The sequence below is a fragment of the Bacillus pretiosus genome, from assembly GCF_051294775.1.
Classification (GTDB): Bacteria; Bacillota; Bacilli; order Bacillales; family Bacillaceae_G; genus Bacillus_A; species Bacillus_A wiedmannii.
This window is the reverse complement of record NZ_JBPPHF010000001.1, coordinates 834,734-850,693: the sequence shown is the minus strand read 5'-3', so window position 1 is coordinate 850,693 and position 15,960 is coordinate 834,734. Positions and strand designations below refer to the sequence as shown.

Below are 15,960 nucleotides of genomic sequence, written 5' to 3'. Positions count from 1 at the left end.
TAGTATCTACCTAATTATAAGGAGGAAAAATTATGTTTGGGAAAACAGCCGGTGAAGCACTAGTTGACCTTTTAATTGACTGGGGAGTAGAACATATATACGGAATGCCTGGAGATTCCATCAATTCTATAATTGAAGCTTTACGAAAAAAACAAGATAAAATCAAATTTATTCAAGTGCGCCATGAAGAAGCTGGTGCACTTGCAGCAGCTGCCTATGCGAAATTAACAGGGAAACTCGGCGTTTGTATGGCAATCGCAGGGCCCGGTGCTATTCATTTATTAAATGGTTTATATGATGCTAAACTCGATAAAGCCCCTGTTCTAGCAATTTCAGGTCAAGTAGAAACAGATTTACTCGGGACGGATTTTTTCCAAGAAATAAACTTAGAAAGATTATTCGATGATGTTGCGGTATATAACCAGCGCATTATGTCAGCAGAACAGTTGCCTGCTGTCGTGAATCAAGCGATTCGAATGGCTTATACGAAAAAAGGTGTATCTGTTCTTACGATTCCAGATGATGTTCCGAAATTCGAAGTGAAAAGTGGTGCTCGTGTTACAAATACTTCTTTTACATTACCTGAATTATTTCCGCAAGAAAAAGATTTACATGCTGCCAAACTCGCAATAAATGAAGCGAAAAAGCCTGTTATTCTAGCGGGAAAAGGTGCGAAACACGCGAGAGAATCTTTACTTACTTTCGCAGAACATATTGGTGCTCCAATCGTACTTACATTGCCAGCTAAAGGAATTATTCCTGATGAACATCCACTTTGTATCGGTGGATTAGGATTAATTGGAACGAAACCTTCTTATGAAGCAATGAAACATGCGGATACTTTAATTATGATTGGTACATCCTATCCGTTCACAGGTTTCTTGCCCGAAAAAGCAAAAACAATTCATATCGATACTGATCCTGCCCAAATCGGAAAACGTTACGTAACAGATATTGGCTTAGCTGGTGATGCTGATAAAACATTAAAATGGTTAATTGAAAATGTAGAAAAACACGAGGACCATTCCTTCTTAGAGAATCACCAAGACATGATGAAAAAGTGGGAAGAAAAATTACACAATCAAGAAGAAGATTCTTCTACTCCAATTAAACCACAACGCGTTATGCATGCACTGCAACAAGTAGCTCATGATGATGCAATATTATCAGTCGATGTCGGAAATGTAACAGTATGGACAGCAAGGCACTTTCGTATGACAAATCAGCAATTTATTATTTCTAGCTGGCTCGCAACACTTGGCTGCGGTTTACCTGGTGCACTTGCTGGAAAAATTGCTTTCCCGGATAAACAAGTATTTGCGGTTTGTGGTGACGGTGGTTTTGGAATGACAATGAACGATTTCGTAACAGCTGTTAAATATAAACTACCAATCGTTGTCGTCGTTTTAAACAATAATAAAATCGCCATGATTAAATTCGAACAAGAAGTTATGGGGAATATCGAATTTGGTACAGACTTAACAAACCCTGATTTTGCAAAATACGCAGAGGCGTGCGGAGGTATTGGATACCGTGTTGAGAATTTAGATGAACTACTTCCTGCTTTCGAAAGTGCGGTAAAACAAAATAGTCCGTGTATTATTGATGTAGTTGTAGATGTAAATGAAGCACCAATGCCAGCAAAAATCACCTTTGGTCAAGCCGCTGGTTATACGAAGCATATGATAAAAGAATTATTTGAAGAAGGTAAGATTGATTTACCTCCACTATAAACAAAAGAGATAGCTGAAAACGATTTGTCTTCAGCTATCTCTTTTATTTTTGTATTTCTCTATAAAAAGAAAAATCATTCACATTAGTTTGGATTCGTTTCTCTTCCTTTACTCCTTTATCCTTGCTCTTTGGTATTTTTACATTTCCTAGTTTAATCGCATCTTGCATACTATTACTAACTAGATTTCCCGCTAAAATTGTCATACTATAAAAAGCAATTGGTATAAGTACAATCCATGTATGTGTAGTTAAGTGACGGAAGTTTTGACCAATTAGGCCAGTCCATTCTTTTGTTACACTATCTGGATCCATTCCACTGAAGGTTATAGTTCCACCAAAAAATAATTGCAACAAACCAAGGTGTAAAAGAAGCAATAAAGTACTTACAAATTGTTGAGCTACTAATAAAAGAAATGGTGGTAACATATGCGGCCATATATGGCGCTTCAACCTATGCCACTTACTTCCGCCGAGCACAGTAGCTGCCAACATAAATTCCTCTTTCTTAATACGTTTTACTTCTTGTGCTACATACAACATAACCGTTGGTACAGCAAGACATACAAGAACTATAATTTGAAATGCCACGCGCAAATATAACGGCACAACTTCCGCTCCACTGTCAAACGTTAAAACTTCATTTAACATAAAATAAGAAATCATGACCATTGGTACAATACTAAAAGGATCAAAAAAGGATGAAATAACTGGAAAAGAACGTTTACCATACATACCAAGAAGTAAACCAACTCCCCCTCCAACTATAACTCGTAAAATCGCTATAATTATACTCGCTCCAACTGTCCATTTCGCGCCTTCTATTATTAATTGAACAAGGTCGCGGCCTTTCACATCACTTCCAAACCAAAATTTACTTGATGGTGAAAATGGAGCTGCCTCTAGTTCTCCTTTTTCGTTATACATCATCGTAAGTTCACGAATATTCCCATCAAAAAACAACGTATATCCAATACTAACAATCATTAGTACACTCAAAAAAGTAATACCTATCCAAAATCTCACATCTCTTTTTACAACTTGCCACATGCTACACACGCTCCTTTATCACATTTTGTAAGAGCGTATGTAATATACGAAATAGTATAAAAAGCGGTACGTATAATATTACTAGACTCACTGTAAATATTTCTAATTTAGAATTTTCTTTTACAAAAACAAACATACCATATGTATTAAATATCCATTCGATAATATATAAATTTGAAAGCATAAATAAAATATTTGTTTTCGCATAATAAATTGTCGTTAATAAAACATTTCTTGAAATATGATGTGTCAAAATATGCTGTAAGCTTAATCCTTTACTCTTGGCAAACAAACTATAATCTTTCTCTAACTCTTCTTTAAATCGTAATAACAACAGTTTAATAAACAATAAAGTTGTTGGTATTGTAAGACATATGATCGGTAACAAACGTATTCTTTCTTCCCCTAATCCAGCCAGTTTGACCGGCATAAATCCTGTTTTTTGAAAAAGAATTACGACAAGAAGTTGTGATACTAATATAAGTAATATATCCGGTATACTCTCCAGCGTAAGAAAAACCCCGTTCCATATTCTTTGCTTCATATGAGAACGCTGCAATACCCAAACGACAAGTACATACGCTATAAGCAAAGATAGTAAAAACGCTGAGAGAAATACAGTCATTGTTTCAATATAATGAATCCATATTTGCGGAAATAATTTTCTTGAGTCCCGAAATCCATATGTTATTTCACCCGGTTGAAGTAACTTCCCTCCAAGAAATACAATCGTGTTCCAAAAACCAATTAAATCAATTTGCAATCCCTTAAATAAACGTGACAGTGCACCTAGGCAGATTATGCATAAAATAGCAGCTACTAGCTGTAAACAAGTAACCCCCCACCATTTAACAATTCGCATCAACATAACGATTTCTCCTTACTATCCGATAGAATATTCAGAAACAAAAAACCAGATATTACATCTCTTCAGCTATACTTTGCACCTGCTTCTTTCCACTAGGTAAAATAGCTTGATATAAACACGTAACAAAAAATAATAAACTAAATAAAATAATATATAACGTATCTGCACGAATCCATTTCGGGAACAACATCGCTATCGCACCGAGAGATAACAGCTGAAATCCTGTCGTTAATGGACTAAGTAAACTTTGAACACGTCCCATGAATGATTCTTCTACAATTTCATACATCCAGCCCATGATTGCAACATTAATAAACGGTAAAAAGAAAGTCGCAAAAGCGATACATACGTAAAAAGACCATACGTAGTTTACAAAGTAACACATACCGAAAAAGACCCCTGAGCCCGCCATACCAAATACAATAATAGGTTTAGATGCATATTTCTTACCTACACTTGTTGCTACTATACTTCCAATTAGTAATGAAATTCCTCCAACTACACCACCCACCATCGCTAAACTTTCATACGTTTCCAGTGCCAATTTGTATTTTAATATGTAAGTAGTAGATACGCTTAAAATACCATTTAATAGTCCAAATACGATAAATCCTAAAAGTAATTTTTTTAAAGTGTCATTTTGGTATATATACTTAATCCCTCCTTGAAACTCTGTTATTAACATTTTCAAATTCACTTCTTTCCATTTTATTCTACCATTTGGTAAACGAACTCTTTCTGGAATTGAAATCGTTTGAATCAAAATACCACTTATAATAAAGGTGAGCGTATTTACTAAAATACTCCCGTAAATTCCAAAAGTCCAGTACACCATCGTTGCAATTCCTACACCAAACAAAGCATACAAACTATTTACCATTTGATTCAAACCTGCTGCTGCACCGTATTGGTCTGATTCAACTACTCCCTGTATCATCGACTGTTCTGATGGAGAGAAAAATTGTATACATGCATTCTCCAAAAATAAAAATATAAAGACAAGTATAATCATCCCGTAATAAAGCGAAATTAGAATTCCGATATTACAAAGCGAACAACATATGTTACTTACCGTACAAATACGTTGTCTATCAAAACGATCTACTATTGTCCCTACTAATAGAAAAAAGATTAATGCAGGTAATGCAATCATAATTTGTGTCATCGTTGCGTAAACTGGTTGTTTTCCGTATTGATCTAGCAAATAAAACATTAAAGAAACTCCAGCAATCATAGAACCGAGTCGCTCTAAAATATTTGCTAGAAAAAAACGGGCATACACTTTGTTACGAAATAACTGTAGCATTTCTTTCATACTTCTAACCCTTTCTCTCGACAAAATTTTATTTTTCCAGTCATTTATTGGAAGTTATATTATATTTTTCGACCATTATCCAATCTTTTCCTTCTGTATAGAGAACAATATAAAAAAGACTCTTGTTTTTTATCAAGAGTCTTTTTATTTAACTTCGCTTCAGTTAATACTATGCATCTAAATGTCTTTATACGTCTCGCTAACTATTATAATTTTCTAAAGTTCGGATACACTTTATTTATTTTACGAATGTATCGCACATCCAATTATAAAATTTTTCTTCCTCTTCAAATTGTGGATAATGAGCTGACTTCTCAAAAGTAATAAATTCTTTTTGACCTGCTTCAATCGTATCAAAATATGTTTTTGCTGCATGATATGAAGTGTTATAGTCATATTTCCCCATAAGGAAATAAAGCGGTAGCTTCATTTTAGTCACCTTAGTAGGCAATGGATTCTTTAAATCCTTTTCTAATAAGACAGTTTGAGAATGTGATAATCCAACGTTATAACGAATTACGTCTAACAAGTTATATTCATTACTGAGTAACATTCCGATGTTATCACCATCTGGATTTTCAATGAGTCTTGATGTTCCACCATATTTCGCAACATAATTTCTCGGAGTGTATGTATCGCCATTTTTAATTTTTTCAGTCAACCCATTTAAATAGGACACCTCATCTGTATTCCCAGCTTTTTGTGCCTGTTCAACCACATAGTTTAAACTATCGATTTCACTTTCTACTGTATCACTCATTTGCCCGATGCCAACATATGCTTCAAATTTTTCCGGGGCTTTATTGGCAGCTTGCATTCCAATATATGTACCGTAAGAATGACCAACCAATATTATTTTTTCTCGACCAAGACGGTTTGAAATATAATCTGTCATAGCTAATAAGTCTTCTACAAGAAGATCTGATATAAGGTTCGAATAGTCTTCAAAGAAATGATACGACTTCCCGCTCGCTCTTTGATCGTAATTAACAACTGTGAATTTCTCTTCCAATAAGTTTTGGTATTTTTGAGCATATGGTATTTCTGAAGTTCCTGGTCCACCATGTACAAAAATAATAACTGGATTGTTCCTATCTTTGCCGCGTATCATAATTTCATGACCACTGCCATTTATCTCTACTTGCTCTAATATGTTTATACTGTTCTTCCCCTTTATTTGCGAAGTCCATGTAGGAAATATTAGTGCTACGATTAATAATAGTGTAGTGATGGCACCAATAAGTTTTATTAATTTTTTTATCTTCTTCATAAGTAGTCTCCTTTCTTTTAAATTTATAAAAACATCAATTTAATTCTGTAAAACTCCCTCAAAATAATATGAATATATAACAATTTCTCTCTCTAATTTCATCTTGCTCGTTTGCACATTTTTAATATCCCATACACTTCTTAACTTTCCCCTATATAAACTCTTAATATTTTCTTAATTTTCAATATAAATTTTATAGAAAGACTCGGTCACAATGTATTAAAAATAAAGAAAAAAGCCCTTGTTTTCAAAACAAAGACTTTTTTCCTTTAACTATTTCGCTACTTCTTCTTTCGGCATTACCATACCTTTATAAAGCTGGACAGTAATCCAGTAATAGATGAAATAAATGACTAAGAAAATCCCTATCGGCACCCACACCTTTACAAACGGGTCAACTAATATAAAGCTAAATAAGTTAAGCCCTACTAACACGTGGGAAATTCCAATAATCGCTGGGAAGATAAATAAATATGAAATTTCTTTATATATACTTTTCGTTAACATACTACGTCTCACACCGATTTTTCGTAACATTTCATAACGGCGTACGTCACGAGAAGCACCTGTTAATATTTTGAACATAAGAGAACTTGCCATCATCGCTAAAAAGGCAATTCCGAGGAAAAATCCCATAAACATTGTTCCACTCATGAAACTGTTCATAAACTGATAAATTGTCATTTTCGTAAATAAGTCTACTTTTGCACCTGTTGTTTTTTCAATTTGTTCTTTTTGTCTCTTGTCTATTTCAATTAACAACGGTTTATATTTTTTCATATCATCTACTTTTGCTAATGTTACACTATGTTCCGTTCCTTGAACTGCTTTGTAGTGTTCTTCATCTGCAATCCTTACAGGTTTTCCGTTAAATTGATTATGTGTAATTTGTATTTCTCTTACAACCGCATCTTCCCAATCCCTTGGCATACGAGGAAGTTTATTGGCTGCTTCAGGAGCTTCCAAAGCAGAATAAACAGGTTCAGTTAAAGGTTCAGCCACACGTTTACGAGCAGGTTCTTTTAAAGTTTTTGTATCAAAGTGGTCTGAAACAAGTGGTGGTTTCTCAGTTAAGTCGTTACGTAAATAATAAACCGCTTCTCCATCTACTTTATACTTATACTTGCTTTCTTCCACAATTTCCATTTCTTTTAAGGCTGCTTTATCTTGATCATTTGGATCATGAATTACGACATCATATACACGAGAGAAGTCTGTCATAATACCTACATTTTTTTGGAACGCCATCCCTGCCGTCATCGCACCTGCACCTAATGCAATTAACATCGCTACGGTACCTAATACTCTCGATAAACTATTTACTCGAAAGCGTAGCTGTGCATATGTAAAACTATTTAAGCCCGTTTCATTTCGTTTTTTATTCCCTTTAATTTTCATCACAAAAAATGGAAGCAATGAACTAAAGATAAAATATGTTCCGAGTGTTGTAACGATTGTCGCTATTATAAAACCAAGTTCAGCAAACATTTTTATATTTACCATAAAATAATATCCTGTACTTACTAGTAATACACCAAGTACAGTCATTATAATAATGCGAGTTTTACTTTTCTTCACTTCATCTAGTGTTTCATCTTCACGTATTAATTCTAATTCTGTTTTACGTAATAAACGGATGCTATTCATTAAACCAGTAATAAAAAATAGTATTAAGAAGAAAATAGCTGTAACTAAGATTGCTGGTGTATATACAGATGAATAACTACCTTTTGCTGAAATTTCCATACCATTCATTAAAAAGTTTCCTGCTACACTTGCAAGTAACATCCCTACTAAGATCCCGATAATAATACTGACAATACCCATACCGAATGTTTCAATAAATAATAACTGTGCTACTTTTTTCTTTTTCGCACCGAGCATCATGTACATACCGAGTTCTTTTCTTCTTAATGTGAGTAAGAAAGAATTGGCATATATAATATAAAATACAGTAATGAAAGATAATAGTATGGCACCTACCCAAAATACGAGTCTAATACTACCAATAAGACTATTATCCTTCGTAAATTCACTATTCATCGCCATCGTTTGGAACATGTAGAAAATACTAATACTAATAACGAGACCAATAAGTAAAACCATATAATCTTTTAACATCTTTTTCATACTATGACGTGATAATTTGAATAACATAGTCTCGCCCCCTACTTAGACTCAGCAGCTGAGCCCATATGAGCGAGCACGCCTAAAATGTCTTGATAGAAATTTTCTCGCGTTCCTTGACGCTTTAACTCTTTATAAAGAAGACCGTCTTGAATAAATAAAATACGTTCACAATAACTCGCGCTAAATGCATCGTGTGTAACCATCAAAATACTTACATTGTGATTTTCATGTAAATCTTGCATCGCTTCTAATAAGCTTTTTGCATTTTTACTATCAAGCGCACCTGTCGGTTCATCTGCTAATACGATTGCTGGATTATGTACTAAAGCTCGTGCTGCCGCCGTTCTTTGCTTTTGTCCACCAGAAACAGCAGTTGGATATTTCGTTAAAATTTCAGTAATCCCTAATTTCTTTGCAACCTCATTTACCTTCCCCGTAATCTCACTTGAAGGTACGCCTTGCAGAGAAAGTGGTAAAGCGATATTTTCATAAATTGATAAGTTTTCTAGTAAGTTAAAATCTTGAAAAATGAATCCTAATTTTTGAGATCGAAAATCAGATAATGCATTCCCCTTCATAGAAGTAATATTTGTACCAGCTATTGTCACACTGCCACCCGTTGCTTGATCCAATGTACTAATCACATTAAGTAAAGTCGTTTTTCCAGATCCAGAAGGACCCATAATCCCGACGAATTCCCCTTCTTTAATACTTAATGACACACCCCTTAACGCTTTTGACTGATTCTCATTTCTTTTCCCATACGTTTTTTCTACACGTTCTACAGTAACTACATTTGTTGACATCTCTTTCACTCCATCCCTTTTGTATAAAATTAATTTCTCACATATTTCTTATCTTTTTCTCATGTAAATCCTTAATAATTTTTAAACTTTTCAATCAGAAAGGATTACACGAGTTACGTAAACCTTTTTCCTATTCCATATTCTCACTTTTCTAAAACTCGTTCCTTCGATTTCGCTTACATTTACCTTACATTTTTGTAAGGTAAAAATTTTACAGACCATTTCATAAGGCGGATTCCTTTGTAATGAGCAAGTTTTTTATTTTTATCAAAATTAATAGGATACATAAATAACAATAATAATAAGTTAAAAAACAATATAATTTTATTTTAAAACGATAAATTATATGATAAAATCATGTTGTCATTAAATAAACGAGGTGCTTTTTATGAAACAAGTTACAACACTCTTTTTAAAACTAGCTATTGTTTTTATAGGTATAGTAGTACTTGCATTGTGCATATTTTTAGTTCCTAAAATCGGGAATTTCGCTGGAGAATTGTATCCAGCTATTGCTTATATGAAATCTCTCGTTTTAATCGATATGTACGTAGCGACGATACCTTTTTACTTCGCTCTGTATCAAGTTTTTAAACTTTTAAGTTATATTGATAAGAACAAAACGTTCTCGGTATTATCAGTAAAGGCTTTAAAAAATATAAAATACTGTGCCCTCACTATCGGTACCATATACATACTAGGTATGCCACTTTACAATCTTATGGCAAAAAAAATTGATCCTCCAAGTTTTATACCAATTGGATTGATCATTATTTTCTCCTCTATCGTGATTGCTGTTTTTGCTGCAGTTCTCCAAAAGCTCTTACAAGAAGCCATTAATATAAAATCAGAAAATGATTTAACGGTATGAAGTGAAGTATATGGCAATAAATGATGAAGGGATAGCGATTAAGCTATCCCTTCATCATTTATTATGGTTCTTTAATGAGTTTAAATTCAGTAATACATGTTAATGGTGTATTTTATTATCAATCTCTATTTCTTATTTTTTATTTCCTCTTTTATACTCTCCACAAACCCATTTAGTTCAATAACTTCTGACTGGCCTTCACCGTATTTACGTACATTTACAGATCCGTTCTCCATTTCCTTATCCCCAATAACAAGAACATAAGGAACTTTTTGCATTTGTGCTTCTCTTATTTTATATCCTAACTTTTCATCTCGTACATCTCTTTCAACACGAATGCCAGCTTGTGCTAATTTATCCGCAATCTCATCTGCGTATTGTACATGGACTGCATTCGAAACTGGAATGACCTTCACTTGAACCGGTGCCACCCATGCCGGGAACGCGCCTCCAAAGTGCTCAATTAATATCGCTAAGAAACGGTCTAAAGATCCTAAAACTGCTCTGTGAATGACAACTGGTCTTCTCTTTTCATTCTTCTCATCTATATAATTTAAATCAAACTTCTCTGGCATTTGGAAATCTAGTTGGATTGTCCCGCACTGATGACTTCTATTTAAAGCGTCTTTAATATGGAAGTCGATTTTCGGTCCATAAAAGGCACCGTCACCTTCATTTAGTCTATATTTATAATTCAATGAATGTAATACATTTTCTAATGCCTCTTCTGCTTGCTCCCACAACTTATCATCACCCATTGAATCTTCTGGACGAGTAGAAAGCTCTACTTCATATTCGAATCCAAAAGTTTTATAAACGTAATCAATTTGCGCCATTACAGATTTAATTTCATCTTCAATTTGTTCTGGAGTTACAAATAAATGAGCATCATCTTGGCAGAAAGTACGTACTCTTAATAATCCATTTAATGCCCCGCTAAATTCGTGTCGGTGTACTTGACCGAACTCACACATACGAATTGGCAATTCGCGATAAGAGTGTAATTTATTTTTGAACATTAACATATGTCCTGGGCAGTTCATTGGTTTTAATGCGAAACTTTTATTGTCTACTTCAGAGAAATACATGTTGTCTTTGTAATGTCCCCAGTGTCCTGATTTCTCCCATAATTCTTGGTTCATCATAAACGGAGTACGTACTTCTTGATACTTATACTCTTTTTGAATTCCTCTTAAAAATGCTTCTAATTCATTACGAATAATTTGTCCTTTCGGTAAATAAAATGGCATTCCCGGAGCCTCTTCAGAAAACATAAATAACTCCAGCTCACTACCTAATTTACGATGATTTCTTTTTGCTGCTTCTTCAACGAAATGTACATAATCTTCTAATTCTTTTTGAGAAGAGAACGCAACACCATATATACGCTGAAGCACTTGATTGTTACTATCACCTCGCCAATATGCACCAGAAACGTGAGTTAATTGGAAGGCTTTCAAATAGCCTGTTGACGGTAAATGAGGTCCTCTACATAAGTCTACAAATTCACCTTGTTTATATAGTGTTACACTTTCCCCACTAGGAATTGCTTCTAACAATTCTAATTTCAGGTGATCATTCATTTCTTGAAACAGTTTTTTTGCCTCTTCTCGTGAAACCTCAACTCGCTCTATTTTTATATTTTCATTTATAATTTTTTTCATTTCTTTTTCGATTTCCGGTAAATCTTCTACGTTTACACTACTCGGAAGATCCATATCATAATAAAATCCATTTTCAATAACAGGTCCTACACCAAGGTTTACATTACCACGCATTCTCTTTACAGCTTGCGCTAAAATATGTGCCGCAGAGTGTCTTGCAATTTCTACCCCTTCATTTGAATCTATAGTAACGATTTCTACTTCCGCATTTTCTTCAATATTTCGGCGTAAATCATATAACTGATCATTTACTTTCCCTGCGACTGCTTTCTTTTTTAAACTACTGCTAATGGATCCCGCAATTTCTTCTAAAGTAATTCCTTTTACAAATTCTTTAACGCTTCCATCCGGAAATTTCATTTCAATCATCTGTTCTTTCATTTTTCATCTCTCCATTTCATAATAAAAAGCACACTCATCCCTAAAATAGGGACGAGCGTGCTTTTACCCGTGGTTCCACCCAGATTCCCATTGTAAATATACAATGGCTTCTTTTACGGTAACGTCGTTTACACGGCACTAGATACTTAATTTCCCCAGTGCAGCTCTAAGGTGGTAAGTTATTTTTCTGCGTTAGGAAGTTCTCAGCTTTCCTTCCTTCTCTGTATAACCGGATAAAATAACTCGTGTCCTTTTCTTCGCTTATTATGAAATTGAATACAAAAAAGCATATTCATCCCTAAAATAGGGACGAATATGCTTATATCCGTGGTTCCACCCAGATTCCCATCACAAAAAACATAATGGCTTCTTTTGCGATAACGTCGCTTACACGGCACTAGATACTTAGTTTCCCCAGTGCAGCTCTAAGGTGGTAAGTTATTTTTCTGCGTTAGGAAGTTCTCAGCTTTCCTTCCTTCTCTGTATAACCGGATAAAATAACTCGTGTCCTTTTCTTTGCTTTTAAAAGTACATCCATTAATTGTTATTTACTATATCTTATTCATTTTATTTTTGCAAGTGTTTAAAAATGATTTTTTATTAAATAAAAAAAGAAACCAAAAATAGATTTTTGGTTTCCTCTTCTCAATTTTACCAATCTTGTGGTTCGTAATTTAAGTCTGAAAATAGACGTCGTTTCTCTTTCTTCGATAAATCTCTCCACTGTCCAACAGGTAAATTATTTAATTCTATATTCATAATTCTTGTACGCTTTAAAGTGTATACTTGATAACCTAAAGCTTCACACATACGACGAATTTGACGATTCAACCCTTGAGTTAAAATAATTTGGAATTCATATTTTGATAACTGTGTTACCTCACAAGGAAGCGTTTTCGTTCCTAAAATTTTCACACCAGCTGCCATTTTCTCTAGAAAATCAGGTGTAATTGGCTTATCTACTGAAACGATATATTCTTTTTCATGTTTGTTTTCAGCACGTAAAATTTCATTTACAATATCACCATCATTCGTTAATAAAATTAAACCGTCTGAGTCTTTATCAAGACGTCCAATGTGACTAATTCGTAATGGATGATTCACTAAATCGATAATATTACCTTTTACAGCTTTTTCACTCGTACATGTAATACCTACTGGTTTATTTAAAGCGATATATACGTGATCTCGAGCAATACGAAGTTGCTCTCCATTTACGCGTACATCATCACCTGGATTTACTTGGTCACCAATTTTTGCAACCTTACCGTTAATAATTACTCTTCTCTCATTAATTAGTTTATCTGCTCCACGTCGAGACGCTTTTCCAGCTTCACTAATAAATTTATTGATACGCAAATTAGGCACATCCTTTTCAAAAAAATTCAAGCTCACACTGCTTCTACCGTACAATACAAAAGGGTAAGCCTTCTATTATAACTTAAATATATTAACATGAAAGGGTATATAACGTCTTCTATTAATTACTCGTTTATAAGAAAATATCTTTATTACACATTCATTTATGCACGTTTTGTACACTTAATATACAAGCCACTCTTCCTTACATATAGCTTGTTTACCTCTTATATCTTTTAAATCATCATGAATATTAGCTAGTTTAAACAACTCAGGGAAAATCTCTTCTACATAATTTTGATGCGTCATTTCATCTTTCCAATAAGTTAGCACAATGTAACGATTTTCAGTTTTTAAAGACTTCCCAATAACTCCACCTAACATCCCTTTTGCATTTTTCATCCCTTTATTCCAAATTGTTTCTTGTTTATGTAAGAAATACTTTTCCTTTCCCACCTTTACATCACATATAGCAACTCTTACGAATGTTCCTTCTGTAACTACGTCTTTCAAAGGCATATCAGTTATATCATACAACGTTTGAAACAATTCAATTTCACATGAAAGAAACGTATCCTCTTGATTACTATTTAAATAAATGGTATCGTGAGCAGCATTCATAAATGATTGATACGCACTTCTATCTTCCCATAAAGTAAATACACATGCCTCATCCTCATACCATCCACCAAATTGCCCATGAAATCCATCTAGCTGCTGTATAGCTTGCCATTTTTCTTGTGCTTTTGAAAATAACTCTTTTTTCTCTTCTTCCACTTTACAGTAGATTGTTTTTATTAACATTTTTAACTCCCCCTTAGGATATAATTTACCTTCCACTTATAATTTTCAGTTTACATAATATTTTTATAATCTCCTCATTACTCTTTATGTGCATATAGAACTAATCATATTTATCACTATATCTATCAAACCATCTATCTGGTTTTATTTCAAATAATTCAGAATAAAAAGAAAATATGTAACCCTTAACGAATTACAACTTTATCTTATCTCCCTTCCTTATTCACCTTTTGTTCAAATAAATAATATGTAATTTCTCCTGGATAATGTAATACAGTTACCTTCCGCTCCTCTTTTTTAAAACTAACAGTATGTCCGTTTTCCCCTAAGTTCTCCCATCCACTAGCCTTTGTAATAGGCATTACACTTATATATTTATACTCCTCTTCCTTATCATCGTTAATATGAATTGCTGACATTGGTACTGGAAAATCTTCAATTTTAGATTCTTTGTCTAAATATATAAGTGTAAATAAACCAGCTAATAACAAAACCGTTGAAATATTTGAAACTAGTTTTCTTCTATTCATTTTCACTAAAAACCCTCTTTTCTCACATATTACTTTCATTATTTTACTGATCTTGATTATTTGTGTATATAAAAAATATAATTAAAATTAATTCCAGACTATATTCTCTATTATTAACAATGTTATTGTTATACATTATAATTAAAGGATATTTATTTTTGGAGGTATTACCCATTGAAGAAATTATTTTTTAATAAATGGACAATCGTTATTCCTATTTTTATTATTACCTGTACGATTTTCTACACAACTAAAGATAAAAATAATAACGAAAAAACTATCGTAGAAACAATTGATACAAAAAGTTTTAAAACTAAATTACAACCAAAAATTGATGAATTAACTACAAATTATAATGACATCATCGAAAAAGATTGGTTGCCTGCCTGGGAAGAGATTAACACGAACGGAGATTCAGTAGACAGAGATAAACTATTAGTCACAATGACTGCTATTTCCAAACAATATGAAAAAATCATGAACGAAATAGACACTGTGAAAATTAAAGAAAATATATCGGAAGTACAAATACAAGAACAACTAATTTATTTCACAACTGAATTTAAGACTGCTTCTAAATTTATGAAAAACGCAGCAAATTTAATTATAGACGGAGCAAATAACTCTACTCCATCCAATGAAACAATTGAAAATACTAAACATGCTTTAGGACTTGCGGACCAACATATTGTCCTCGCTTTATCTACGTTAAATGAAGTTGAAGTTAAATTAGGACTTGCAAAAAAATAAAACTGGTTACTATTTTAAAATAAAAAAGATTGCAATTCATATTTTGTCTGTCTATAATGTTTTTATTGATTTACAATCAATATTTTTATAAATTTTATAATTCGGATGAACCATTCAGGAGAAGGTCTATTGATCTACCGACGGGGCAAAAAGTTGCTGAATCAACTTTGAAACTCTCAGGTCTTGTTTACAAGTAGAACTGCATGGGGACGAATCTCTGGAGAGACTCCCTCTCGCTTTTATATAGCGCGGAGGAAAAAGAGCACCGAAGGAGCAAATCCGCTACTATAGCGGATAATCTCTCAGGTAAAAGGACAGAGACAAGCGAAAGAAAATGCCGATTTGTATCGGTTTATTTTTCTATCCCTTGTTTCTCCAGAGACCATTTCATTTACTTGAAGTGGTTTTTATTTTTTCATAAAAAGGAGAAT

Annotated in this window: 13 protein-coding genes, 1 riboswitch and 2 other annotated features; of the genes, 3 read left to right on the top strand and 10 right to left on the bottom strand. The window is 33.4% G+C overall.

Annotated elements, in window-relative coordinates:
* The first annotated feature begins 32 nt into the window (after positions 1–32).
* The gene (locus ACSG5Z_RS04275) at positions 33–1,733 is read left to right on the top strand and encodes a pyruvate oxidase (protein WP_088609701.1); all 1,701 of its coding nucleotides are present in this window, start codon (positions 33–35) and stop codon (positions 1,731–1,733) included.
* 43 nt (positions 1,734–1,776) lie between these two features.
* On the opposite strand, the gene ACSG5Z_RS04270 is transcribed toward ACSG5Z_RS04275, so the two are convergent.
* From ACSG5Z_RS04270 to ACSG5Z_RS04245, 6 genes are all read right to left on the bottom strand, one after another.
* Entirely contained in the window at positions 1,777–2,781 is a 1,005-nt protein-coding gene (locus ACSG5Z_RS04270) for an ABC transporter permease subunit (RefSeq protein ID WP_435710740.1), read from the bottom strand.
* A gap of 1 nt (position 2,782) precedes the next feature.
* Positions 2,783–3,649, bottom strand: a complete 867-nt coding sequence (locus ACSG5Z_RS04265) for an ABC transporter permease subunit (RefSeq protein WP_435710739.1) — start codon at positions 3,647–3,649, stop codon at positions 2,783–2,785.
* Positions 3,650–3,701: 52 nt separating this feature from the next.
* A complete protein-coding gene (locus ACSG5Z_RS04260) occupies positions 3,702–4,988 on the bottom strand; it encodes an MFS transporter (protein WP_435710738.1) in 1,287 nt (428 codons plus the stop codon).
* Between the two features lie 214 nt (positions 4,989–5,202).
* Positions 5,203–6,234, bottom strand: coding sequence for an alpha/beta hydrolase (locus ACSG5Z_RS04255; protein ID WP_097907509.1), 1,032 nt, complete (start codon positions 6,232–6,234; stop codon positions 5,203–5,205).
* A gap of 273 nt (positions 6,235–6,507) precedes the next feature.
* A complete protein-coding gene (locus ACSG5Z_RS04250; protein WP_147788055.1) occupies positions 6,508–8,391 on the bottom strand; it encodes an FtsX-like permease family protein in 1,884 nt (627 codons plus the stop codon).
* An 11-nt stretch (positions 8,392–8,402) separates the two neighbouring features.
* The gene (locus tag ACSG5Z_RS04245) at positions 8,403–9,170 is read right to left on the bottom strand and encodes an ABC transporter ATP-binding protein (RefSeq protein ID WP_000106412.1); all 768 of its coding nucleotides are present in this window, start codon (positions 9,168–9,170) and stop codon (positions 8,403–8,405) included.
* Positions 9,171–9,558: 388 nt separating this feature from the next.
* On the opposite strand from ACSG5Z_RS04245, the gene ACSG5Z_RS04240 reads away from it, so the two are divergent.
* Positions 9,559–10,041, top strand: a complete 483-nt coding sequence (locus tag ACSG5Z_RS04240; RefSeq protein WP_435710737.1) for a DUF2975 domain-containing protein — start codon at positions 9,559–9,561, stop codon at positions 10,039–10,041.
* 125 nt (positions 10,042–10,166) lie between these two features.
* Here the strand turns inward: ACSG5Z_RS04240 and thrS are convergent, their stop codons facing one another.
* From thrS to ACSG5Z_RS04220, 4 genes are all read right to left on the bottom strand, one after another.
* Positions 10,167–12,086, bottom strand: a complete 1,920-nt coding sequence (thrS, locus tag ACSG5Z_RS04235; protein WP_435710736.1) for a threonine--tRNA ligase — start codon at positions 12,084–12,086, stop codon at positions 10,167–10,169.
* Between the two features lie 44 nt (positions 12,087–12,130).
* Positions 12,131–12,353: a binding site (T-box leader), on the bottom strand.
* Positions 12,354–12,388: 35 nt separating this feature from the next.
* Positions 12,389–12,612 (bottom strand) — a binding site (T-box leader).
* A gap of 125 nt (positions 12,613–12,737) precedes the next feature.
* Positions 12,738–13,445: a 23S rRNA pseudouridine(2604) synthase RluF gene (gene rluF / locus ACSG5Z_RS04230; protein WP_001222161.1), complete on the bottom strand. Its 708-nt coding sequence runs from the start codon at positions 13,443–13,445 to the stop codon at positions 12,738–12,740.
* A 183-nt stretch (positions 13,446–13,628) separates the two neighbouring features.
* A complete protein-coding gene (locus ACSG5Z_RS04225; protein WP_435710735.1) occupies positions 13,629–14,249 on the bottom strand; it encodes a DUF4937 domain-containing protein in 621 nt (206 codons plus the stop codon).
* A gap of 206 nt (positions 14,250–14,455) precedes the next feature.
* Positions 14,456–14,821, bottom strand: a complete 366-nt coding sequence (locus tag ACSG5Z_RS04220; protein ID WP_435711251.1) for a hypothetical protein — start codon at positions 14,819–14,821, stop codon at positions 14,456–14,458.
* A 132-nt stretch (positions 14,822–14,953) separates the two neighbouring features.
* Here ACSG5Z_RS04220 and ACSG5Z_RS04215 point away from each other — a divergent pair, with 132 nt between their 5' ends.
* Positions 14,954–15,529, top strand: coding sequence for a hypothetical protein (locus ACSG5Z_RS04215; RefSeq protein WP_435710734.1), 576 nt, complete (start codon positions 14,954–14,956; stop codon positions 15,527–15,529).
* Between the two features lie 207 nt (positions 15,530–15,736).
* Positions 15,737–15,857: riboswitch (glycine riboswitch) on the top strand.
* Positions 15,858–15,960: the final 103 nt, after the last annotated feature.